The following is a 20969-nucleotide window of genomic DNA, read 5'->3' as shown; positions in this document are numbered from 1 at the left end:
AACGACGGGCCAGTCTATCGATGCGCCCTCGGCCGCGGCGGGCGGGTCGACTGCATTTCGTGCGCCGGTCACGTTCGGGCCGGGATCGATCCACCCCCGCCCGCCTCGGATTTGGCCGGCGCGGCATGATGGGCCCCCATGGTCAAGGCATGGCATCGTTTGAGGCGATCGGGGCTGGGCGGCTTGTGCGCCCTGCTGCTGTGCCCGCTCGCCCTGGCCGAGCCCGCCCGGCCGCTGGTGATGCTGGTGGAGACCAGCGCCCTGATGCCCCAGGCTCGCATCGACGGCGACCGCGTCGTCGAAGGCCTGCACCTGGACCTGGGGCAAGCCCTGGCCCGGCGCCTGGGCCGTGAGCTGGTCGCCAGGCCGGTGCCGCGCAAGCGCCTGGCCGAGGCCCTGCAGCGCGGTGAGGGTGACCTGCTGTGCGATTACCAGAGCGACTGGCTGCCCGGCGCCTTTGCCTGGAGCCGGCCCTTCATCCCCGACCAGGCCCTGCTCGTCAGTGCCGCCTCGGGCCCGGCTCCGTCCGGGTTGACAGCGCTGGCGGGCCAGCCCGTGGGCACCGTGCGGGGCTATGTCTACCCGGAGATGGCCGATGCGCTGCGCTCCGGCTTCCTGCGCGACGACGCCCCGGATGCGGTGGCCAATCTGCAGAAGCTGGAACTCGGCCGCATCCGCCACGCGCTGACCGGCCGGCGCGTGCTGGAGTACCAGCAGCGCATCGGGCGTTTCCATCTGCCCCTGCACCCGCCGCTGGTGGTGTCGGAGGTGCTGGCCCAATGCGCGCTGTCACCGAGCAGCCCGGTCGGGCTGGCGGCGCTGAACGCCGCCATCCAGGGCCTGGTGTCCGAAGGCGAGCTCAACCGCCTGCTCGCCAAATACCGCTGAGGCCGCGCCGCCGCAGCGGCTTTCTATGATGCCCGCCATGAGCTGGCGGCGCGGTGTGGGAATGCTTTTCGGGTTGGCGGGACTGGCCGTGTCGGCGCTTGCCCAGACATCCCTGGTCATGGTCGTCGACACCAGTGCCGTCATGCCCGAGGCGCGTATCGAGGGCCGACGCGTCCTCGATGGCCTGCATGCCGACCTCGGTGCCGCCCTGGCGCGCCGGCTGGGCCGGCCGGTGCAGATGCTGGCCCTGCCGCGCAAGCGCATCGCCCAGGCCCTGCAAAGCGGTGAGGCCGATCTGGTCTGCGACTACCAGAGCGCCTGGCTGCCCGGCCCCTTTGCCTGGAGCCGCGCCTTCATCCCTGACCAGACCGTGCTGGTGACGGCGGCTGCGACGCCGGCGCCGGCCGGCCTCGCGGCCGTTGCCGGCCAGCCCGTCGGCACCGTGCTGGGCTATGCCTATCCCGAAGTGGCCGCCGCCCTGGGCTCGGGCCTGGTGCGCGACGACGCGCCGGATGCGGTGGCCAATCTGCGCAAGCTGGAACTGGGCCGTGTGCCCCATGTGGTGACGGGCCGGCGCCTGCTGGACTACCAGCGCCGCGTCGGCAGCTTCAAGCTGGCCCTGCACCCGCCATTGGTGGTGGCCGAGGTGCTGGGGCAATGCGGCCTGTCGCCGCGCAGCGGGGTGACGCTGAAGGCGCTGAACGCCGCCATCCAGGGCATGGTGGCCGAGGGCGAACTGGGTCGCATCCTCGGCAAATACCGCTGAGGGCTTCTAGCCCTCAGAGATGCGCTTGGCCAGGTGGGCCAGGGCTTCCTCGACCTGATCGACCAGCACCAGGCACAGGTCGCCCGGCTGCAGGCGCGCCAGGGCCCTGTCGATGGCGATGAACTCGCCGACGATCTCCTCGATGTGCTTGGTCCTGGAGGCGCCTTCGAGACCGGCGCGTAGCAGGGCCACGACCTCGCCGGCCTGGCGGCCGCGCTGGCAGGCGTCTTCGTAGAGGATGACCTCGTCGAAGGCGGCGCCGAGGATCTCGGTCTGCACCCGGATGTCCTCGTCGCGGCGGTCGCCGGCGCCGCTGATGACGACGCTGCGCTTGTTGGCCGGCATGGCGGCGACGGCGCCGACCAGGGCCTTCATCGCGTCGCCGTTGTGGCCGTAGTCGGCAATCACCGTGGCGCCGCGGTAGTCCATGACGTTGAAGCGGCCCGGCGCGTTGTCGGCGTCGTTGGCAAAGCTGGCCACGCCGCGGCGGATGGTGTCCCAGTCCAGGCCCACCCCCCAGGCGGCGGCGACGGCGGCCATCGCGTTCTCGACCTGGAAGCCGATGACGCCACTGCGCGTGATGGGGATGTCGCGCAGCGGGATGCTCTCGCGCCACACGCCCTGGGCGGCGACGAGCTGGTCGCCGTCGACATAGACGCAGCGCTTGCCCTGGGCGCGATGGGTGGCCATCAGCGGGTGGTGGCGGTCGGCGGCGAAGTAGATGACCTGGCCGGGGCAGACGGCGGCCATCTGGGCCGTCAGCGGGTCGGTGGCGTTCAACACCGCATAGCCGTTCGGCGCCACGTTCTGCACGATGACGCGCTTGACCAGCACCAGGTCTTCGGCCGTGTGCAGGAAGTTCATGCCGAGGTGGTCGCCCGCGCCGACATTGGTGACGACGGCGACCTGGCAGCGGTCGAAGCCCAGGCCCTCGCGCAGGATGCCGCCGCGGGCGGTCTCCAGCACGGCAGCTTCCACGTCGGGGTGCATCAGCACGTTGCGGGCGCTCTTGGGGCCGGAGCAGTCGCCGCTGTCGATCTGGCGGCCGTCGACGTAGACGCCGTCGGTGTTGGTCATGCCGACCTTCAGCCCGCAGCTCGCGAACATGTGGGCGATCAGGCGGGTCACCGTGGTCTTGCCATTGGTGCCGGTGACGGCGACGACCGGGATGCGGCCGTCCTCGGCGCCGCCGGACTTCTGGCTGCTGCCGAACAGGTGGCCGATGATGGCTTCGCCGACATTGCGGCCCTTGCCAAAGCTGGGGCTCAGATGCATGCGCAGGCCCGGCGCGGCATTGACCTCGACGATGCCGCCGCTGATCTCCTCCAGCGGCCGCAGCACGCTCTCGGCGACGACGTCGACGCCGCAGACATGCAGGCCGACGACCTGGGCCGCTGCGATGGCGCGGGCGGCCACTTCGGGATGGACGTCATCGGTCACGTCGGTGGCCGTGCCGCCGGTGGACAGGTTGGCGTTGTTGCGCAGGATGACGCGCTGGCCCTTGTCGGGCACGGACTCGGGCGTCAGGCCCTGCTGCACGAGACGGGCGACGGCGATGTCGTCGAAGCGGATCTTGGTCAGCGAGGTGGCATGACCGTCGCCACGGCGCGGGTCGGCGTTGACCTTGTCGACCAGCTCCTTGACGGTGTGCTGGCCGTCGCCGATGACGTGGGGCGGGTCGCGGCGGGCGGCGGCGATGAGCTTGTCGCCGATGACGAGCAGGCGGTAGTCGCCGCCGGGCAGGAATTTCTCCACCATGACCTGGCCGATCTCGTCGGCGGCCTTGTAGGCGGCTTCGATGCCCTCGCGCGTCGTCACGTTGACGGTGACGCCCTTGCCCTGGTTGCCATCCTGCGGCTTGACGACGACGGGCAGGCCGATCTCCATCGCCACGGCCCAGGCGTCGTCCACCGACTCGACCGGGCGGCCGATGGGCACCGGCACGCCGGCGGCCTGCAGCAGGCGCTTGCAGAGGTCCTTGTCCTGGGCGATGGACTCCGAGACGGCGCTGGTCGCGTCGACCTCGGCGGCCCAGATGCGGCGCTGCTTGGCGCCCCAGCCGAACTGCACCAGGCTGCCTTGCGTGAGGCGGCGAAAGGGGATGCCACGGGCTTGTGCCGCATTGACGATGGAACCGGTCGACGGGCCGAGGCGGATGTCCTCGTCCAGCTCGCGCAGCTGGGCCAGTACGGCGTCGGCGTCGAACTCGCCGCCGTTGAGTGCCGCCAGCACCAGCTTGAGCGCGTGCTCGAAGGCCAGGCGGCCGACGTCTTCCTCGCTGTACTCGATGACGACCTGGTAGGTGCCGGCCTCGGGCGTCACATGGGTCTGGCTGAAGGTGACCGGGCAGCCGGCCTGGGCCTGCAGGGCCAGCGTCGCCTGCTCCAGCACCTGGGCCAGGGAGGCGTCGGTGCGCAGCTCGCCGATGGTGGGGAAGAGCTGGCGCAGGCGGGCCTCGAAGCCGGGCAGGCGTTCGAGCGAGCGCTCGGCGTCCTGGCAATGCACGACGGCCTCGATGGTCGTGTGGCGGCTCCACATGTTCGGGCCGCGCAGGGCGCGGGTGCGGGAAACGTCCATGTTCTGTTTATGCGAGGTGGAGTTCGGGGACGAAGGTGTCGAGGCCGGCGGCGATGAGCTCGGGCGAGATGCCCAGGGCCCAGGCGGCGGCGACGGCAGCCAGCAGCGTGGAGGCGTCGGTGGCCTGGGCGCCGAAGCGGCGCAGCAGGGCGTCGATGTTGGCGCCCGGGGTTTCGGCCGGCCCCTGGGCCAGCACGGCGGCACCGCCGCGCAGGAAGACAGCGCGGCCGCCGCGATCGCGGTGGTGCCGGATGGCCTCCAGGCTGCCGTCCTCGGCATAGAAGACGACCTCGCCATCGCTGAGCTCGGCCATGTCCACCAGGCGAGGATGGGCTGCATTCAGCACGCTGGCGCCGTCGCTGAGGACGACGTCGATCTGGGTGCGCAGCACCTTGTAGAGCTGGTCGCTGTCCTGCACGTCGAACTCGGTGAGGTCAGCGATGCCGTCCATGTCGGTGACGACGCCCACTAGAGCGCGGTCATAGGCCAGCCCATCGCGCAGGATGGAGGCGGGGTCGTTCTCGACGACGACGGCATTGACGCCGCGGTTCATCAAGAGGCGGTGGGCGGCGTCCCAGCGGGCGCTGTTGCGCTTCTCGACGCGGCGGGTGCCCAGGAACAGGCCTTCCTTGCAGGCCAGGCCGACATGGCGGCCGTTCAGGTGCAGAAGCCAGGCGACCAGGCGCGAGATCTGGTGGCCGCCGCGCGAGCCGGCCACGCCGACGATGGGGATGCGGCCCGACTCGTCCTCGGCGAAGAGGTGGTCGATGATGGCCTGGCCCACGGGCTGGGGCGCGCCGCCGGCCGGCTTCAGGTGCATCAGCAGGCCGGGGCCGGCGTTCACTTCGACGATGGCGCCGCCGGTTTCGCTCAGGGGCTTGGAGATGTCCTCGGTGACGAGGTCGACGCCGGCGATGTCCAGGCCCACGGTGCGTGCGGCCAGGGACACGGCGTGGGCCACCTCGGGGTGGACCTCGGGCGTGCAGTCGATGGCGACATTGCCGTTGCGCTGGATCAGCACCGCCTTGCCCGCGGCCGGCACGGACTCGGGCGTGACGCCCTGACGCTGCAGGTCCAGCAGCACGACGGGGTCTTCGCCCAGCGTGATGCGGTTGAGCGGGAAATCCTCGGTCAGGCCGCGGCGCGGGTCGGTGTTGATCTGCAGGTCGATCAACTGGGCGACCGTGTGCTGGCCGTCGCCATGCACCCAGGCGGCCTCGCCGCGCGCGGCGGCCACCACCTGGCCGCCGACGACCAGGATGCGGTGCTCGTTGCCGCGGATATAGCTCTCCACCAGCACCGACGAGCCTTCCTTGTCGGCCAGCTCGAAGGCGGCGGCGCAGTCGGCCTCGTTCTGGATGTCCAGGGTGACGCCGCGGCCATGGTTGCCGTCGCTGGGCTTGATGACGACGGGCAGGCCGATGTCCTGGGCGGCGCGCCAGGCCTCGGCGGCGCTCTTGACCTCCTCGCCCTCGGGCACCGGTACGCCGACGGCCTTCAGCAGGGTCTTGGTCAGGTCCTTGTCGCCGGCGATGCCTTCGGCGATGGCGCTGGTCATGTCGGTCTCGGCCGTCCAGATGCGGCGCTGGCGGGCGCCATGGCCGAGCTGCACCAGGTTGCCATCGTTCAGGCGGATGTGCGGGATGCGGCGGTCGGTCGCGGCGGCGACGATGGCCGCCGTCGACGGGCCGAGGTAGCAGTCGTCCAGCTTGTCCCGCACCCGGGCGACGGCAGCGGGCACGTCGAATGCCACGTCGTTGATCATGGCCATGATCAAGGCATGACCCTCGGCCAGAGCCGCGCGGGCGACCTGCTCGTCGCGGGCCCGGAACACCATGCGGTAGACGCCGCGCTGGCTGGTCGAACGCGTCTGGCCGAAGCCGGTGGGCATGCCGGACAGGTTCAGCAGCTCGATGACGATGTGCTCCAGCACATGGCCGCACCAGGTGCCTTCGCGCAGCCGCTCCAGGAAGCCGCCGCGCTCGCCGACGCCGCAGTGGTGTTCGATGAGGTTGGGCAGGGCGGTCGTCAGGCGGTCGTTGAAGCCGGGCAGCAGGTGGCTGGGATGGTCCTCCAGCTCGCCGAGATCCAGCCAGACTTCCAGCACCGGCCGGTAGGTCCACATATTGGGCCCGCGCAGATAGTTGATGCGCAGCAGGCGGATGTCTTCTTTTGGGCTCATGAGGTAGGGGGTAGGCACGGCAAGCGCTTGGAATTGTGCGCTGAAGTCATGAAGGAGAATCGGCTGCGTCCGTAAGAGCAAACAACAACATGCAAGACCAACCTCCCGTGACCCTACCGCATCCACAAACGGCTGCCCTGCAGGGGCGGCTTCTGGCTGGCGAGAACGTGGTGGCCACGCAGGAGGTTGACCTGGACGCCCAGGGCCACTTCGCCCAAGGGCTGATCGCGCTGACGAATTCACGCTTGCTGGCCTTCGAACCCGGCCAGGGAAGCTGGAGCGAGTTTGCGTTGGCGCCCGGGCAGTCGCTCAAGCTCAGCGACCATGGTGGCCTGGCCTTCATGGAGCTGTTCGACACCCACCAGCGTCTGGCCCGCTGGCGCTTCACGCTGGCCTGCAACCCCTCGGCCGTGCGCTTCGTCGATGCCTTCGACCGCGAGGTGCAGCGCGTCTCGGGCCATGCCGTGCGCGAAAAGGAGGAAGAGGGCGAGGATTCGGCCTTCGACTTCGGCGAGGCCAGCAAGCCGCCCAGCACCTGGGTGCTGCTGCGCCTGTGGCGCTTCGCCCGGCCCTACCAGGGCCAGCTGCTGCTCGGCTTTGCGCTGATGCTGGGCGCCACCGGCGCGACCCTGGTCTCGCCCTATCTGACCATGCCGCTGATGGACAGGGTGCTGATCCCCTTCCAGAACGGCCAGGCCATCGACCCCGGCCTGGTCATGCTGCTGCTGGGCGGGCTGCTGGGTGCGGCACTGTTCTCCTGGGCGCTGGGCTGGGCCAAGACCTATCTGCTGTCCCTGGTGTCCGAACGTATCGCCGCCGACCTGCGCACGGCCACCTTCGAGCATCTGCTGGGCCTGTCGCTTGAATATTTTGGCAACAAGCGCACCGGCGACCTGATGTCGCGCATCGGCTCCGAGACCGACCGCATCTCGGTCTTCCTGAGCCTGCACGCGCTGGACTTCATCACCGACGTGCTGATGCTGGCGATGACCTCCATCATCCTCTTCAGCATCCACCCCGGCCTGGCCCTGGCCACGCTGGTGCCGCTGCCCTTCATCGCCTGGCTGATCCACCTCGTGCGCGACAAGCTGCGCACCGGCTTCGAGAAGATCGACCGCGTCTGGGGCGAGATCACCAATGTGCTGGCCGACACCATCCCCGGCATCCGCGTCGTCAAGGCGTTTGCGCAGGAAAAGCGCGAAGCGCGGCGCTTCCGCGAGGCCAACCAGAAGAACCTGGAGGTCAATGACCGCCTCAACAAGACCTGGAGCCTGTTCACGCCCAGCGTGGCCCTGCTGACCGAGATGGGCCTGCTCGTCGTCTGGGGCGTGGGCATCTGGCTGATCTCGCACCAGAGCATCACGGTCGGCACGCTGACCGCCTTCCTGGCCTATATCGGCCGCTTCTACGGCCGGCTCGACTCCATGAGCCGCATCGTCTCCGTCACGCAGAAGGCCGCCGCGGGGGCCAAGCGCATCTTCGACATCCTGGATCACGTCTCCAACGTGCCCGACCCGGTCAACCCCCAGCCCTTCGAGAACGTCACCGGTGCGATCTCCATGCAGGGCCTGGACTTCCGCTACGGCTCGCGCTCCGTCATCCGCAACCTCAACCTCGACATCCGCCCCGGCGAGATGGTGGGCCTGGTCGGCCACAGCGGCTCGGGCAAGAGCACGCTGGTCAACCTGATCTGCCGCTTCTATGACGTGACCGAGGGCAGCATCAAGGTGGACGGCGTGGACCTGCGCCGCATCCGCGTGTCCGACTACCGCCGTCACATCGGTCTGGTGCTGCAGGAGCCCTTCCTGTTCTTCGGCACCATCGCCGAGAACATCGCCTACGGCAAACCCGACGCGACCCGCGACGAGATCGTCACGGCCGCCCGCGCCGCCCATGCCCACGAGTTCATCCTGCGCCTGCCGCACGGCTATGACAGCCTGGTCGGCGAGCGCGGCCAGGGCCTGTCGGGCGGCGAGCGCCAGCGCATCTCGATTGCCCGCGCCCTGCTGATCGACCCGGCCATCCTCATCCTCGACGAAGCGACCTCGGCCGTGGACACCGAGACCGAGAAGGAAATCCAGCGCGCCCTGGACAACCTCGTCAAGGGCCGCACCACCATCGCCATCGCCCACCGCCTGTCCACGCTGCGCAAGGCCGACCGCCTCGTCGTCATGGACCGCGGCGAGATCGTCGAACTCGGGCCGCATGACGAACTGATCGCCCGCCAAGGGCACTATTGGCGCCTCTGGGAGGCGCAAGCCCGGCGCGTGGACCAGGAAGACCTGGAAGACCACGCCGTCACCCCCAACCCCAGCGCCCATACCGCCAATGCTTGACACCGCCTTGCACGAACGCGACCGCGAGCTGGACGCCGCCTGCGCGGAACATGGCTTCGATCCCAGCCAGCCGCTGCAGATCGGTGGCCGCTACACCTCGTTGGTGCGCGACGGCCGCACCCTCTATCTGAGCGGCCAGATCCCGCGCATCGGCGACCACATCGCCGTGACCGGTGTCGTCGGTGCCGAGGTCAGCATGGAGCGCGCCAAACGGGCGGCCGCCATCTGCGCGCTGCGATGCCTGACCCTGCTGCGCCAGGAGCTGGGCAGCCTCAACAAGCTGCAGGCCGTGCTGAGGATGACGGTCTTCGTGCATTGCGAGGCTGGCTTCACCCAGCAGAGCGAAGTGGCTGACGGCGCCTCGGACATGATCTGGCGCGTGCTGGGCACCGCTGGCGCGCACACGCGCACCTCGGTAGGCGCGCTGCAGCTGCCCAAGAACGCGTCGGTCGAGGTCGATCTGATCGCGAGCACGGTGGAGGCCTGAATGAGCACCCTGCCTTTCCGCGACCTGCGCCTGGACGCCCATGGCCGGCTGCTGCTGACCGACCTGAATGGTGACTCCCATGTGGCGGTCACGCCAGTACGCGCCCATCCGATCTCGGCGCCGGACGAGGGCCTGTCCCTGGTCGGCTCCCACGGGCATGAGCTGGCCTGGGTGGAGCGCCTGTCGGCCCTGCCCGACGGCCCGCGCCGCCTGCTGGAGGCCGAGCTGGCCGCGCGCGAGTTCCATCCGACATTGAAGCGCCTGATCTCGGTGAACACCTTCTCGACGCCCAGCACCTGGCGCATCGAGACGGACCGCGGCGAGGTCGATTTCGTGCTGAAGAGCGAGGAAGACATCCGCCGCCTGGAGGAGGGCCGGCTCTTGATCACGTCCACCCATGGTGTGCAGCTGCAGGTGCCGGACCGCTGGGCGCTGGACAAGCATTCCAAGAAGCTGCTGGAACGCTTTCTCTGAGGCATGAAAAAGCCGCCTGGGAAGGCGGCTTGGCATTGGAGGCCGAGAAGCTCAGCCCGGCTCGCCCATCTGGGATTGCAGATAGTTCTGCTGGCCGACGGTGTTGACGAGTTCGAGTTGGGTCTCGAGGTAGTCGATGTGCTCTTCGGTGTCGTCCAGGATGGCGACGAAAAGTTCGCGGGACACGTAGTCGCGCACGCTCTCACAGTAGGCGATGGCGTCCTTCAGGTGGGCGTAGCCCGTCTTCTCGATCTTCAGATCGCATTCCATGGTCTCGACGGCGTTCTCGCCGATGAAGAGCTTGCCCAGGTCCTGCAGATTGGGCAGGCCGTCCAGGGTCAGCACGCGCTCGATGAGCTTGTCGGCGTGCTTCATCTCCTCGATGGACTCTTCGTACTCGTGCTTGGCCATCTTCATCAGGCCCCAGTTCTTCAGCATGCGGGCATGCAGGAAATACTGGTTGATGGCGGTCAGCTCCAGCTTCAGCTGCTGGTTGAGGTGGGCGATGACTTGGGGGTCGCCTTTCATGGGAGCTCCAGATTCGTGAAATTTGCCGCCAGTATCGCGAGCGAAAGCCCCTGGGCAAAACCGCTCTTTTTGCAAATGAGACCGATTCGCATTAGACTTCGCACCCATGATTGTCTGTGTCTGCCACCGCGTCTCCGATCGCGACATCGCGATTGCCGCCTCCAGCGGCTGCCCGAATTTCGAGGCCTTGCAGGACGACCTGCGCGTGGCCACGGCCTGCGGCGCCTGCCGCGACTGCGCCTGCGCCGTCTTCGAGGAAAGCCGTGTCGCCGGCGGTTCGCCGCGCGCCCGTGGCATGGCGGTGGCCGCCCAGGCGCTGCTGGCGGCCTGAGCCCTTACAATCCCGCGCTTCGGCTGGCACTCGCCGCCGGCGCCCGTCCTGTCTGATCTTGTGTGTTGTGTTTCGCCGCAGCCGCTCGGGCTGGGGGCGGATTTGATTCAACGACACCAAGGAAATTCTTCATGAGCACCATGCAATCCGGCATCGTCAAGTGGTTTGACGACGGCAAGGGCTATGGCTTCATCACCCCCGCTGACGGCAGCAAGGACCTGTTCGCCCATCACAGCGAGATCAAGAACAACGGCGGTTTCCGCACCCTGGCCGAAGGCGCCCAGGTCGAATTCGAAGTGAAGCAGGGCCCCAAGGGCCTGCAAGCCGCGAACATCCGCGCGCTGTAATTCACGCCCCGGCCCAGTGCCCCGAGCCCGCGCCCCGCGCGGGCTTTGTGCTTTCTGGGCCTGCCGTCGACAATCCACCTCTTATGTCCGCACTGCCTGTTGCCCAGCCTAAGGCCCTGACCGCTTACCGCCCCTTCTGGGCCAAGCGTTTCGGCCCCGCCCCCTTCCTGCCCATGAGCCGGGCGGAGATGGAGCAGCTCGGCTGGGATTCCTGCGACATCATCATCGTCACGGGCGACGCCTACGTCGACCACCCCAGCTTCGGCATGGCCGTCATCGGTCGCACGCTGGAGGCCCAGGGTTTTCGCGTCGGCATCATTGCCCAGCCGGACTGGAACAGCGCCGACGCGTTCAAGGCCCTGGGCAAGCCCAATCTCTTCTTCGGCGTCGCGGCCGGCAATATGGATTCCATGATCAACCGTTACACGGCTGATCGAAAAATCCGCAGCGACGACGCCTACACGCCCGGCGGCGAGGGCGGCAAGCGCCCCGACCGCGCCACGCTGGTCTATACCCAGCGCTGCCAGGAAGCCTTCAAGGACGTGCCCATCGTCATCGGCGGCATCGAGGCCTCGCTGCGCCGCATTGCCCACTACGACTACTGGCAGGACAAGGTGCGCCGCTCCATCCTGGTGGACAGCAAGGCCGACCTGCTGGTCTATGGCAATGCCGAGCGCGCCATCGTCGAGATCGCCCACCGCCTGGCGCGCCGCGAGCCCATCGAGGCGCTGACGGATGTGCGCGGCACCGCCTTCATGCGCCGCGACGCCGACCCGACGGCCGAGGGCTGGTTCGAGCTCGATTCGACCGAGGTGGACCGCCCGGGCCGCATCGACGAGCTGATCAGCCCCTACCAGGAGATCAAGCAGGAAACGTCCTGCGCGACCGAAGCTGAATCGGCGTCGGCGCCCAAGGTCATCACCATCCACAAGACCGGCCGCATCCAGATGCCGCCGCGCGACCACACGGTGGTGCGCCTGCCGGCCTACGAGAAGGTCAAGAGCGACCCGGTCCTGTACGCCCACGCCAACCGCGTCCTGCACCTCGAGACCAACCCCGGCAACGCCCGCGCCCTGGTGCAGCGCTATGACTTCAACGGCATCGAGCGCGACCTCTGGATCAACCCGCCGCCCATCCCGCTGACGACGCCGGAGATGGACCATGTCTTCGACCTGCCCTATGCGCGCAGCCCGCATCCGAGCTATGCGGACGAGAACGGCAGCCATGACGGTGCGACCAAGATCCCGGCCTGGGAAATGATCCGCTTCAGCGTCAACATCATGCGCGGCTGCTTCGGCGGCTGCACCTTCTGCTCCATCACCGAGCACGAGGGCCGCATCATCCAGAGCCGCTCGGAAGACTCCGTGATCCGCGAGATCGAGGAGATGCGCGACAAGGTCAAGGGCTTCACCGGCATCGTCTCCGACCTGGGCGGCCCGACGGCCAACATGTACCGCATCGGCTGCAAGAGCCCCGAGATCGAGGCCGCCTGCCGCAAGCCCAGCTGCGTCTACCCGGGCATCTGCCCCAACCTGAACACCAGCCACGACCCGCTGATCAAGATGTACCGCCGCGCGCGTGCGCTGCCGGGCGTCAAGAAGATCCTGATCGGCTCGGGCCTGCGCTACGACCTGGCCGTGCAGTCCCCCGAGTACGTGAAGGAGCTGGTCACCCACCATGTGGGCGGTTACCTGAAGATCGCGCCCGAGCACACCGAGAACGGTCCGCTGTCCAAGATGATGAAGCCGGGCATTGGAACGTATGACCGCTTCAAGCAGATGTTCGAGGCCGCCAGCGCCGCCGCGGGCAAGAAGCAGTACCTGATTCCCTACTTCATCGCCGCCCACCCCGGCACCAGCGATGAGGACATGATGAACCTCGCCGTCTGGCTGAAGAAGAACGGCTTCCGGGCCGATCAGGTCCAGACCTTCTACCCCAGCCCCATGGCCACGGCCACGGCCATGTACCACTCGGGCATGAACCCGTTGAAGGGCATCAGCCGCGACGAAACCCGCGCCGAAAAGGTCGACATCGTGCGCGGCGAGCGCCGCCGCCGCCTGCACAAGGCCTTTCTGCGCTATCACGATGCCAACAACTGGCCGCTGCTGCGCGAGGCGCTGAAGGCCATGGGCCGGGCCGACCTGATCGGCAACGGCAAGCACCACCTGATCCCGAGCTACCAGCCGGTCACGGACGGCAGTTACGAAAGCGCCCGCCGCAAGAACTCCACGCCCACCAAGGCCGTTGCCAAGCCGGCCACGCCGCGCAAGGGGCAGCTCTTGACCCAGCACACCGGCCTGCCTCCCCGCGTGACGGGCGGCGGCCGTAACAGTCCGTCGCGTCCGGGCAAACCCGGTAAGCGATAAGGCGAGCAACGGGACATTTGCCCGCGCTTTTCGTGGCGACTCCCGCGCGGATGCACTACGCTTGCGGCTCTTGATCGACGAGGCTGCCGCTCACGTGGCCTGTCGCCCGCGCCCGGAGCCCTCGCCCCCCATGCAAGACACGCCCGCTGTTGACGACGACCTGCTCGAGCTGCTCGATGAACCCGAGCATGCCGAAGCAGATCACCGCCCGCACGACCGGCCCTGGCGCATCCTCATCGTCGACGACGACGGCGACGTCCACAAGGCCACCGAGCTGGCCATGCAGGGCCTGACCGTCGAAGGCCAGCCCCTCGTCTTCCTGCACGCCTCCTCCGCGGCCCAGGCCCGCCAGCTGCTCGCCAGCGAGGACGACCTTGCCGTCGTGCTGCTGGACGTCGTCATGGAGAGCGAGGACGCCGGCCTGCAGCTGGTGCGCCATATCCGCGACGAGCTGCGCCTGAACGCGCTGCGCATCGTGCTGCGCACCGGCCAGCCTGGCTATGCGCCCGAGATCGAGACGGTGCAGGCCTATGACATCAACGACTACAAGACCAAGTCGGAGCTGACCCGCACACGGCTGTACACGGTGCTGACCGCGGCCGTGCGCTCCTACCGCCAGATCTGCGCGCTGGAAGCCAACCGCCGCGGCCTGGAGATGATCGTCGACAGCAGCACCTCGCTGTCGCGCATGCGCGGCCTGTCACGCTTTGCCGAGGGCGTCGTCACCCAGCTCTGCGCCCTGCTGGGCATCCTGCCCGAGGGGCTGGTCTGCGCCCAGGTCGGCGGCGAGACCGGCGACGAAGTCCGCATCGTCGCGGCCGCCGGCCAGTACAGCGGCCTCATCGACCGCCCACTGGCCCAGGTCAAGATCGCCACCGTACGCGACCGCCTGGAGCGCTGCCTGCAGGAAGAGCGCAACCTCTACGACGACGGCACGGTGCTGTACTTTGGCATGGGCCAGGGCCGCGCAATGGCCGCGTTGGTCGATGTCGGCCGCGAGCTCGACGAGCTCGACCAGCAGCTGCTCAAGGCCTTCTGCTCCAACATCGCCGTCGGCTTCGAGAACGTGGTGCTGTACAGCCAGCTGCTGGACCAGGCCTACAACGACCCGCTGCTGCGACTGCCCAACCGCAACCGCTTCGTCGAACTGCTCGACAAGAACCTGAAGGACCCGTCCGGCGTCACGCTCGCGCTGATCGACATCGACGACTTCTCGGACATCAACGACGCCTTCGGCCACCATTTCGGCGACCAGGTGCTGCAGGCCGTCGTGCACCGCATGAGCGAGATGCTGGGGCTGAACACGGCCATGGCCCGCGTCGGCGCCGACACCTTCGGCGTGCTCGGCGAGCATGCCAAGGTCTGCCCCGAGACGGTCAGCGCCGTCTTCGCCGACCCCTTCGTCGTCGCCGGCGAACGCCTGCAGCTGTCGGCCACGACCGGCCTGGTGCGCCTGGGCGAATCCACGGCCGTCGGCTCCGAGCTGCTGCTCGACGCCCAGATCGCGCTCAAGCGCGCCAAGCAGCAGCAGCGCGGCTCATCCCAATATTTCTCCGCCGCCATGGGCAGCGATGCCCGCGAGCGCTTCAAGCTGCTCAAGGGCCTGCGCACCGGTTTCGAGGAGAACCAGCTCTTCGTCGTCTACCAGCCTCAGGTGGCGCTGGAGACGGGTCGCGTCATCGGCGCCGAGGCTCTGCTGCGCTGGAAGACGAACGATGGGCGCTTCATCCCGCCCGACCAGTTCATCCCGCTGGCCGAGCAGAGCGGACTCATCATCCCCATCGGCGAGTTCGTCATGCGCACGTCCTGCGCCCAGCTGAAGAAGATGCAGGCGCTGGGCCACGCCGACTTCCGCATGGCCGTCAACGTGTCCATGGCCCAGTTCCGCCATCCCGGCTTCATCGACATGCTGGGCCGGGCCCTCGCCGACTGCGGCGTCAACGGCCAGAACATCGAACTCGAGATCACCGAGTCCATGGCCATGGAGGATGCCGACCTGGTGCTGCGCGTGCTGGCCGACATCAAGCAGCTCGGCTTCAGTGTCGCCATCGACGACTTCGGTACCGGCTTCTCCAGCTTGAGCCAGCTGCGCCAGCTGCAGGTGGACCGCCTCAAGATCGACCGCGCCTTCGTGCAGGAGGCCCAGGCCTCGTCCGCCGGCTCGACCATCGCCCAGATGGTCATCAACCTGGGCCGCGGCCTGGGCCTGACCGTCATCGCCGAGGGCATCGAGACCGAGGAGCAGCGCCAGTACCTGATCGGCCTGGGCTGCCATGAGGGCCAGGGCTGGCTGTTCGCCAAGCCCATGCCGGCCGACCAACTTGAGATCTGGATGCGGAAGTAGCCCCTCGCCTGGTCTTGCCTGCTGAACGCGGCAAGCCCAGTCGGTCTTGCAGACCGCGCAGCCGACAGAGCGGCTGCTCTTCGGCAGGCACGCCAAGTCCACAGGACTTGCCGTGTCCGGCCTCAGCCCCCGAGGGGACGGCGATGCCCGCGGCGTCGAGCCGCGAGCACATCGCCAGGCGGGCCGGCTCGGGAGCGGCCCAGCGCTCGGCCCGGAACACCAACTTGAAAGCTGCATGAACCTCGCGGGCCCCTAAACTTCGCGCCGTCGATTGACGACAGCCCAGGAGCGTTCATGAGTCTCGCGAAGATCCTCGTCGCCCAAGGCGGCGGCCCCACCGCCGTCATCAACCAGAGCCTCGTCGGCGTCGTGCTCGAAGCGCGGCGACAGGCCGGCGTGGCGGCCGTCTACGGCGCGCGCCATGGCGTACGCGGCATCGTCAACGAGGACTTCGTCGACCTGCTGCAGGAGACCAGCCACAACCTCGAGCTGGTGGCCAGCACCCCGGCCTCGGCCCTGGGCTCCACGCGCGACAAGCCCGATGCCGCCTACTGCCGCGAGATCTTCACGGTGCTGCAGGCCCACGGCATCACCCACTTCTTCTACATCGGCGGCAATGACTCGTCGGACACGGTGCGCATCGTGTCCGAGGAAGCCCAGGCGGCGAACTACCCGCTGCGCTGCATCCACATCCCCAAGACCATCGACAACGACCTGGTCGGCAACGACCACACGCCCGGCTATGCGTCGGCGGCGCGCTTCGTGGCCCAGGCCTTTGCCGGCGCCAATCTCGACAACTCGGCCCTGCCGGGCGTCTACGTCGGCGTTGTCATGGGCCGCCACGCCGGCTTCCTGACCGCCGCCGCGGCCCTGGGCAAGAAGTTCGACGACGACGGCCCCCATCTCATCTACCTGCCCGAGCGCAGCTTCGACATCCAGCAGTTCCTGCACGACGTCAAGGCGACCCAGGAACGCTTCGGCCGCTGCGTCATCGCCGTCAGCGAGGGCATCCACGATGCTTCGGGCGCCCCCATGCTGTCCAAGCTGGCGGGCGATCTGGAGCGCGACGCCCATGGCAATGTGCAGCTCAGTGGCACCGGCGCCCTGGCCGACCTGCTGTGCGAGGAGATCAAGGCCAAGCTCGGCATCAAGCGCGTGCGTGGCGACACCTTCGGCTACCTGCAGCGCAGCTTCCTCGGCTGCGTGTCTGACGTCGACCAGCGCGAAGCTAGAGAGGTCGGCGAGAAGGCCGTGCAATACGCCTTCCATGGGGACCGCGATGGCTCGGTCGCCATCAAGCGCGTCGGCTACTACTCGGTCGACTACGAACTGCTGCCACTGGCCGCCGTGGCGGGCAAGACGCGCACGATGGAGGACGAGTTCATCACCGCCAGCGGCACCGACGTGACCGATGCCTTCCGCCTCTACCTGCGGCCGCTGCTGGGCTCCGGCATGCCGGACGCGTTCCGGCTGAGGCCGAACCGGGTGGCCAAGGTGCTGAAGAAGGGCTGAGCAAGCGTAGCGGAGGGCGCTGGCAGCGGCGCGGGCCCGCCCCCTCCCTAGGGCTTGGGCTTGATCAGCTTGGGGTGCCACTCGTTGACCGACAGCAGGGCGGCCGAGCCGAAGTGGCGGTGGATGTCGGCCACCATCTCGCCGTTGACGATGACGGGGTCGCTGTCGACGGCCTTGCGGGCCACCTCCAGGTCCTTGGTGGCGAAGATGAAGAGGCCGCGCAGGCCGTTCTGGCCGTCCAGCGGACCGGCATAGACGAGCAGGCCCTCCTTGGCCAGGCGCTCCATGTTGGCGAAATGACCCTTGAACATCGCATCGCGCTCGGGCCCATCGGGCATCTTCTTGGGACCGGTCTTCAGCAGCACGAAGGTGTAGGACCGCAAGCCCTGGTCGTTGGCGCCCCAGGCCTGGGCCTTGGCGGCGTCATAGGTGGCCGGGGCTTCCTGGGCCTGGACGGGCAGGGCGGCCAGCAGGGCGAGGGCGCAGGCGGCAGCAGTTCGCTTCATGGTGTGGTGGCGTGGCAGTCGCGATGCGAGGATTGAACCGCACCCCAGCTCCCGCGAGACCGCGATGAAACCCACCCCACCCGGCTGGCCGCGACTGTCGTCGGCCATCTATTGCGAGAACGCCCGCGAAGCCATCGACTGGTACCAGAAGGCCTTTGGCTTCGAGGTCGAGCTCGTCGTCGACGCGCCCGACGGCAGCGTCATGCACAGCGAGCTGCGCTATGGCGAGGCCATCCTGATGGTGGCCGAGGGCAGTGTCGAGCGCGAGGTGCGCTTCGGTGCGCCGCTGCGTTCGCCCAAGGCCGCCGGCGGCGCCAACACCCAGAGCCTCTTCCTCTATGTGGACGACGTCGACGCCCATTGCGCCCAGGCCCGCGCCGCCGGCGCGCGCATCACCTTCGAGCTGACCAACAACGACTACGGCGCCGACTATTGGACCGACCGCAGCTATGGCTGCGTCGATCCCGACGGCCATCTGTGGTGGTTCAGCCAGCGGCTGCGTAATCCGGCGGGTCATCCACCGCCGCCCTGACCCCTGCCAAAAGACACTTGCGCCCCTGCAATCGAATCTTCTACATTTGTAGTACGACAACTGTAGAAGATCGCAAATGGACGAGGACATCGGCAGCGGTGGGGACGTGTCGCTGAGCGAGCTGCAGCTCAGCCTGATGCGCGTGCTGTGGGCGCGCGGCGAGGCCAGCACGGCCGAGGTGGCCGAAGCCCTGCGCGGCGAGCGCGACCTGGCGCACACGACGGTGGCCACGCTGCTGACCCGGCTCGAGAAGCGCGGCCTGCTGGCCAGCCGCCGTGAGGGGCGGGCGCTGCTCTACCAACCCCTCGTGACCCAGGCCGACGTGCAGCGCTCCATGGTGGGCAGCCTGGTCGACAGCCTGTTCGCCGGCCGCGCCAGTGCGCTGGTGAGCCACCTGCTGGATGCGCGCGGCGTCGACGCCAAGGAATTGGCCGAACTGCAGACGCTGCTGAAGCAACGCAAGGGAGAGACGCGATGACCGATGTGCTGCTGACCTGGCTGTGCAGCTATCTGCTGCACAGCAGCCTGTTGATCGCTGGCCTGTGGGCGGCCGAGCGTGCCGGCTGGTTGGCCGGCATGGCCACGTCGACGCAGGAGACGCTGTGGCGCCTGGCCCTGCTGGGCGGCCTCGTCAGCGCCAGCCTGCCGCTGCTGCCCGCGGCCTCCACCGCGCCGGCCGACACGGCAAGGCCCGTGGTCGTCGCGCAGCAGGTGGCGGCGCAGCCCACTGATGTGCGGCCCCTCGTCGTCGAGGCGCCTGCAGCTGCCCAACCCAGCGCCCAGCTCGGCGCCCTGCCCATCGCCACTTCGCTGGCGCCCAAGGCGCATGATCTCGCCGTCGGCTTCGTGGCGGCATGGCTGGCCGGTGCCGTGCTGATGCTGCTGGGCCTGGCCCTGCAATGGGCCTGGCTGCGCCGCGCCGTGTGTCGCCTGCCGGAGCTGGCCGATGCCCGCTGGCATGGCCTGGCCGAGCACCTGGCTGCCGACATGCGTGTGCCGCTGCCGGCCCTGCGCCACGCCCGCGCCGGTTGGGCCAGCCCCTTGCTGGCGCCGGGGCGCGTGCTCTGCCTGCCGGCCTGGTGCCTGGACCTGCCCGATGACGAGGCCCGGGCCGTGCTCGGCCACGAGCTGGCCCATTTGCGCCGCCGCGACCCGGCCTGGCGCCTGTTGGCCGCCGTCATCAAGGCTCTGCTGTGGCCGCAGGCCCTGAACCGCATCGCCCTGCAGCGCCTGGACCTGCTGGCCGAGCTGGCCTGCGATGCCGCGGCGGCCCAGCCCTCGGGCCAGCGCCTGGCCCTGGCGCAAAGCCTGCTGCGCTGCGCCGAGGCCCTGAAGGCCCAGGGCGGCCGCCACGGGCCGGCTCTGGCCTGCGGCGCGGCGAGCGCGGGCTCGCCGCTGTTGGCCCGCGTGCGCCGCTTGCTGAGGAGCGATGACGAGACGCCTCGTGAGCGCCGCGGCGTGCGCTGGGGCCTGGTGGGCATCATCCTGGTCGCCCTCGTCGCCATGCCGGCCGTTGTCGTCAGCCACACCGATGGGCGCAGTCTGCTGGAGCGCCTGGACTTCGGCGGCCTGGGCGACAGCATGGCCTTCTCGGTGCGCGGCACGCGCATCTACAGCCGCTATCCGGGTGGCAGTTTCGCGGTGGTGCTGGATGGCAAGGTGGCCTTCAACGACGCCGAGGACGAGGTGCAGACCCTGACCGGCACGCTGACGGTGAAGGAGCGCGAGGGCGGGCTGACGCGCGAGATGGTGTTGAAGTCCATGGGCGAGGGCCGCATCGAGCGCGAGTACCGCGTCGGCAACGACAGCCGGCCGCTGGACGAAGCAGGACGGCAGTGGTGGGGCAAGGCCGTGCAGCGCATGGCCGAGAGCCTGACCGACCCGCTGGTGCGCGCCAGGAAACTGTTCGCCCGCGGCGGCATCGACGCCGTGCTGGCCGATATCGAGAGCGCCAGGGAGGACTTCCAGCGCCGCCGTCGCATCGAGTCCGCACTCAAGCTCGACGGCGCGCTTCCCGTGGGGGCCGTGGAGCGCCTCATCACCGCGTCTGCAGGTTTGCAGGGCGCGTTCGAGCGCCGTGAAGCCTTGAGCGCCATCGCGCGCCAGCCGCTCACCGAGCCCCAGCAGCTGGCCTGGCTGGCTGCTGCGGCCGGCATCGATGGCGACTTCGAGCGCCGCGAGGCCCTGGCTGCGCTGGCCCCCCGTCTCCTCACCAGCCCGGCCGTGCTGGCGGCCTGGGGCCAGGCCGTCGGCCACATCGGCGGTGACTTTGAATTGCGCTCGGCCATCGAGGCCCAGGTGTCGGCCACGCCCCAGCCCGCCGTGCTCGCCGCGGCCCTGCAGGCGGCGACGCATATCGAGGGCGACTTCGAGAAGCGCGAGGCCCTGGGTGCCGTGGTCCAGCGCCTGCAGGGCGACGAGGCCGATCTCGTCGACGCCTATGCGCGCGCCGCGGGCGGCATCGGTGGCGGCTTCGAGCGGCGCGAGGCGCTCAACAAGCTGCTCGACCGGCCCCGTCTTGGCACGGCCGGCCTGGAGCGGGTGCTGGCCAGCGCCGAGAGCATGGAGGGCGGCTTCGAGCGCCTGCAAGTGCTGCTGCGCGTGGCCGAGAAGCTGGGCCAGTCCAAGCCCGTCGACGCGGCCTTGATCGAACGCCTGCGCCGTGCCGGCCGCGGCATGGGCGACCATGAGCGGGGGCAGATCGAGAATGCGCTGGATCGGTTGAGCTGAACGGAAGTCACTTCCGCGCCGTGGCCCTTGCTGCGATGCTGCGCGCCGTTCCAGCCTGAACGG

Annotated in this window: 17 protein-coding genes; 13 read left to right on the top strand and 4 right to left on the bottom strand. The window is 68.9% G+C overall.

All coding sequences use genetic code 11. From position 1 onward, the window contains the following. The first annotated feature begins 138 nt into the window (after positions 1–138). Both J2X20_RS13330 and J2X20_RS13325 read left to right on the top strand, forming a co-directional pair. Complete coding sequence (locus J2X20_RS13330; protein WP_310265487.1) at positions 139–888, top strand: substrate-binding periplasmic protein; 750 nt, start codon at positions 139–141, stop codon at positions 886–888. 118 nt (positions 889–1006) lie between these two features. Further along, positions 1007–1654 carry a substrate-binding periplasmic protein gene (locus tag J2X20_RS13325; RefSeq protein WP_310265485.1) on the top strand — a complete coding sequence of 216 codons (648 nt, stop codon included), beginning with the start codon at positions 1007–1009 and terminating at the stop codon, positions 1652–1654. 6 nt (positions 1655–1660) lie between these two features. Here J2X20_RS13325 and cphA read toward each other — a convergent pair whose 3' ends face one another. Continuing rightward, on the bottom strand, positions 1661–4231 hold the full coding sequence (gene cphA / locus J2X20_RS13320) for a cyanophycin synthetase (RefSeq protein ID WP_310265482.1): 2571 nt from the start codon (positions 4229–4231) through the stop codon (positions 1661–1663). Between the two features lie 7 nt (positions 4232–4238). Then, positions 4239–6413, bottom strand: a complete 2175-nt coding sequence (locus J2X20_RS13315) for a cyanophycin synthetase (protein WP_310265480.1) — start codon at positions 6411–6413, stop codon at positions 4239–4241. 89 nt (positions 6414–6502) lie between these two features. Here J2X20_RS13315 and J2X20_RS13310 point away from each other — a divergent pair, with 89 nt between their 5' ends. The 3 genes from J2X20_RS13310 to J2X20_RS13300 are packed head-to-tail and all read left to right on the top strand — an operon-like array spanning position 6503 to position 9710. Further along, positions 6503–8749, top strand: a complete 2247-nt coding sequence (locus tag J2X20_RS13310; RefSeq protein ID WP_310265478.1) for a cyanophycin metabolism-associated ABC transporter — start codon at positions 6503–6505, stop codon at positions 8747–8749. Continuing rightward, positions 8742–9236, top strand: coding sequence for a RidA family protein (locus J2X20_RS13305; protein ID WP_310265476.1), 495 nt, complete (start codon positions 8742–8744; stop codon positions 9234–9236). The genes J2X20_RS13310 and J2X20_RS13305 overlap by 8 nt, the downstream gene beginning before the upstream one ends. After that, positions 9237–9710 (top strand): cyanophycin metabolism-associated DUF1854 family protein, encoded by a 474-nt coding sequence (locus J2X20_RS13300; RefSeq protein ID WP_310265474.1) that lies wholly within the window; start codon positions 9237–9239, stop codon positions 9708–9710. It abuts the gene before it with no gap. Positions 9711–9761: 51 nt separating this feature from the next. On the opposite strand, the gene bfr is transcribed toward J2X20_RS13300, so the two are convergent. Next, positions 9762–10238: a bacterioferritin gene (gene bfr / locus J2X20_RS13295; protein WP_310265472.1), complete on the bottom strand. Its 477-nt coding sequence runs from the start codon at positions 10236–10238 to the stop codon at positions 9762–9764. 106 nt (positions 10239–10344) lie between these two features. Here bfr and J2X20_RS13290 point away from each other — a divergent pair, with 106 nt between their 5' ends. The 5 genes from J2X20_RS13290 to J2X20_RS13270 all read left to right on the top strand — a co-directional run bounded on the left by J2X20_RS13290 (position 10345) and on the right by J2X20_RS13270 (position 17138). Then, a complete protein-coding gene (locus J2X20_RS13290) occupies positions 10345–10569 on the top strand; it encodes a (2Fe-2S)-binding protein (protein WP_310265471.1) in 225 nt (74 codons plus the stop codon). 140 nt (positions 10570–10709) lie between these two features. Next, positions 10710–10916, top strand: coding sequence for a cold-shock protein (locus tag J2X20_RS13285; RefSeq protein WP_310267825.1), 207 nt, complete (start codon positions 10710–10712; stop codon positions 10914–10916). An 83-nt stretch (positions 10917–10999) separates the two neighbouring features. Beyond that, complete coding sequence (locus J2X20_RS13280; protein WP_310265469.1) at positions 11000–13282, top strand: YgiQ family radical SAM protein; 2283 nt, start codon at positions 11000–11002, stop codon at positions 13280–13282. Positions 13283–13412: 130 nt separating this feature from the next. Next, on the top strand, positions 13413–15626 hold the full coding sequence (locus J2X20_RS13275) for a putative bifunctional diguanylate cyclase/phosphodiesterase (protein WP_310265467.1): 2214 nt from the start codon (positions 13413–13415) through the stop codon (positions 15624–15626). A gap of 294 nt (positions 15627–15920) precedes the next feature. Further along, entirely contained in the window at positions 15921–17138 is a 1218-nt protein-coding gene (locus J2X20_RS13270; protein ID WP_310265465.1) for a 6-phosphofructokinase, read from the top strand. Positions 17139–17185: 47 nt separating this feature from the next. Here the strand turns inward: J2X20_RS13270 and J2X20_RS13265 are convergent, their stop codons facing one another. Beyond that, a complete protein-coding gene (locus J2X20_RS13265; protein ID WP_310265464.1) occupies positions 17186–17644 on the bottom strand; it encodes a YciI family protein in 459 nt (152 codons plus the stop codon). A gap of 64 nt (positions 17645–17708) precedes the next feature. Here J2X20_RS13265 and J2X20_RS13260 point away from each other — a divergent pair, with 64 nt between their 5' ends. From J2X20_RS13260 to J2X20_RS13250, 3 genes are all read left to right on the top strand, one after another. Next, positions 17709–18176 (top strand): VOC family protein, encoded by a 468-nt coding sequence (locus J2X20_RS13260; RefSeq protein WP_310265463.1) that lies wholly within the window; start codon positions 17709–17711, stop codon positions 18174–18176. Between the two features lie 76 nt (positions 18177–18252). Continuing rightward, complete coding sequence (locus tag J2X20_RS13255; protein WP_310265460.1) at positions 18253–18654, top strand: BlaI/MecI/CopY family transcriptional regulator; 402 nt, start codon at positions 18253–18255, stop codon at positions 18652–18654. After that, positions 18651–20906, top strand: coding sequence for a M56 family metallopeptidase (locus J2X20_RS13250; RefSeq protein WP_310265459.1), 2256 nt, complete (start codon positions 18651–18653; stop codon positions 20904–20906). Before J2X20_RS13255 ends, J2X20_RS13250 begins: the two co-directional genes overlap by 4 nt. The last annotated feature ends 63 nt before the right edge of the window (positions 20907–20969 follow it).

Source organism: Roseateles saccharophilus, assembly GCF_031458095.1.
Taxonomy (GTDB): domain Bacteria; phylum Pseudomonadota; class Gammaproteobacteria; order Burkholderiales; family Burkholderiaceae_C; genus Pelomonas; species Pelomonas saccharophila_A.
The sequence above is the reverse complement of the archived record's forward strand: the minus strand, read 5'-3'. Positions and strand labels throughout refer to the sequence as shown.

What these genes read in the sequence shown, in the direction of transcription:
- J2X20_RS13275 (WP_310265467.1), top strand. Translation starts at nt 13,413, where the DNA reads ATGCAAGACACGCCCGCTGTTGACGACGACCTGCTCGAGCTGCTCGAT.
- J2X20_RS13305 (WP_310265476.1), top strand. Translation starts at nt 8,742, where the DNA reads ATGCTTGACACCGCCTTGCACGAACGCGACCGCGAGCTGGACGCCGCC.
- J2X20_RS13330 (WP_310265487.1), top strand. Translation starts at nt 139, where the DNA reads ATGGTCAAGGCATGGCATCGTTTGAGGCGATCGGGGCTGGGCGGCTTG.
- J2X20_RS13315 (WP_310265480.1), bottom strand. Translation starts at nt 6,413, where the DNA reads ATGAGCCCAAAAGAAGACATCCGCCTGCTGCGCATCAACTATCTGCGC.
- J2X20_RS13310 (WP_310265478.1), top strand. Translation starts at nt 6,503, where the DNA reads ATGCAAGACCAACCTCCCGTGACCCTACCGCATCCACAAACGGCTGCC.
- J2X20_RS13300 (WP_310265474.1), top strand. Translation starts at nt 9,237, where the DNA reads ATGAGCACCCTGCCTTTCCGCGACCTGCGCCTGGACGCCCATGGCCGG.
- cphA (WP_310265482.1), bottom strand. Translation starts at nt 4,231, where the DNA reads ATGGACGTTTCCCGCACCCGCGCCCTGCGCGGCCCGAACATGTGGAGC.
- J2X20_RS13285 (WP_310267825.1), top strand. Translation starts at nt 10,710, where the DNA reads ATGCAATCCGGCATCGTCAAGTGGTTTGACGACGGCAAGGGCTATGGC.
- J2X20_RS13250 (WP_310265459.1), top strand. Translation starts at nt 18,651, where the DNA reads ATGACCGATGTGCTGCTGACCTGGCTGTGCAGCTATCTGCTGCACAGC.
- J2X20_RS13270 (WP_310265465.1), top strand. Translation starts at nt 15,921, where the DNA reads ATGAGTCTCGCGAAGATCCTCGTCGCCCAAGGCGGCGGCCCCACCGCC.
- J2X20_RS13260 (WP_310265463.1), top strand. Translation starts at nt 17,709, where the DNA reads ATGAAACCCACCCCACCCGGCTGGCCGCGACTGTCGTCGGCCATCTAT.
- J2X20_RS13290 (WP_310265471.1), top strand. Translation starts at nt 10,345, where the DNA reads ATGATTGTCTGTGTCTGCCACCGCGTCTCCGATCGCGACATCGCGATT.
- J2X20_RS13265 (WP_310265464.1), bottom strand. Translation starts at nt 17,644, where the DNA reads ATGAAGCGAACTGCTGCCGCCTGCGCCCTCGCCCTGCTGGCCGCCCTG.
- J2X20_RS13280 (WP_310265469.1), top strand. Translation starts at nt 11,000, where the DNA reads ATGTCCGCACTGCCTGTTGCCCAGCCTAAGGCCCTGACCGCTTACCGC.
- J2X20_RS13325 (WP_310265485.1), top strand. Translation starts at nt 1,007, where the DNA reads ATGGTCGTCGACACCAGTGCCGTCATGCCCGAGGCGCGTATCGAGGGC.
- bfr (WP_310265472.1), bottom strand. Translation starts at nt 10,238, where the DNA reads ATGAAAGGCGACCCCCAAGTCATCGCCCACCTCAACCAGCAGCTGAAG.
- J2X20_RS13255 (WP_310265460.1), top strand. Translation starts at nt 18,253, where the DNA reads ATGGACGAGGACATCGGCAGCGGTGGGGACGTGTCGCTGAGCGAGCTG.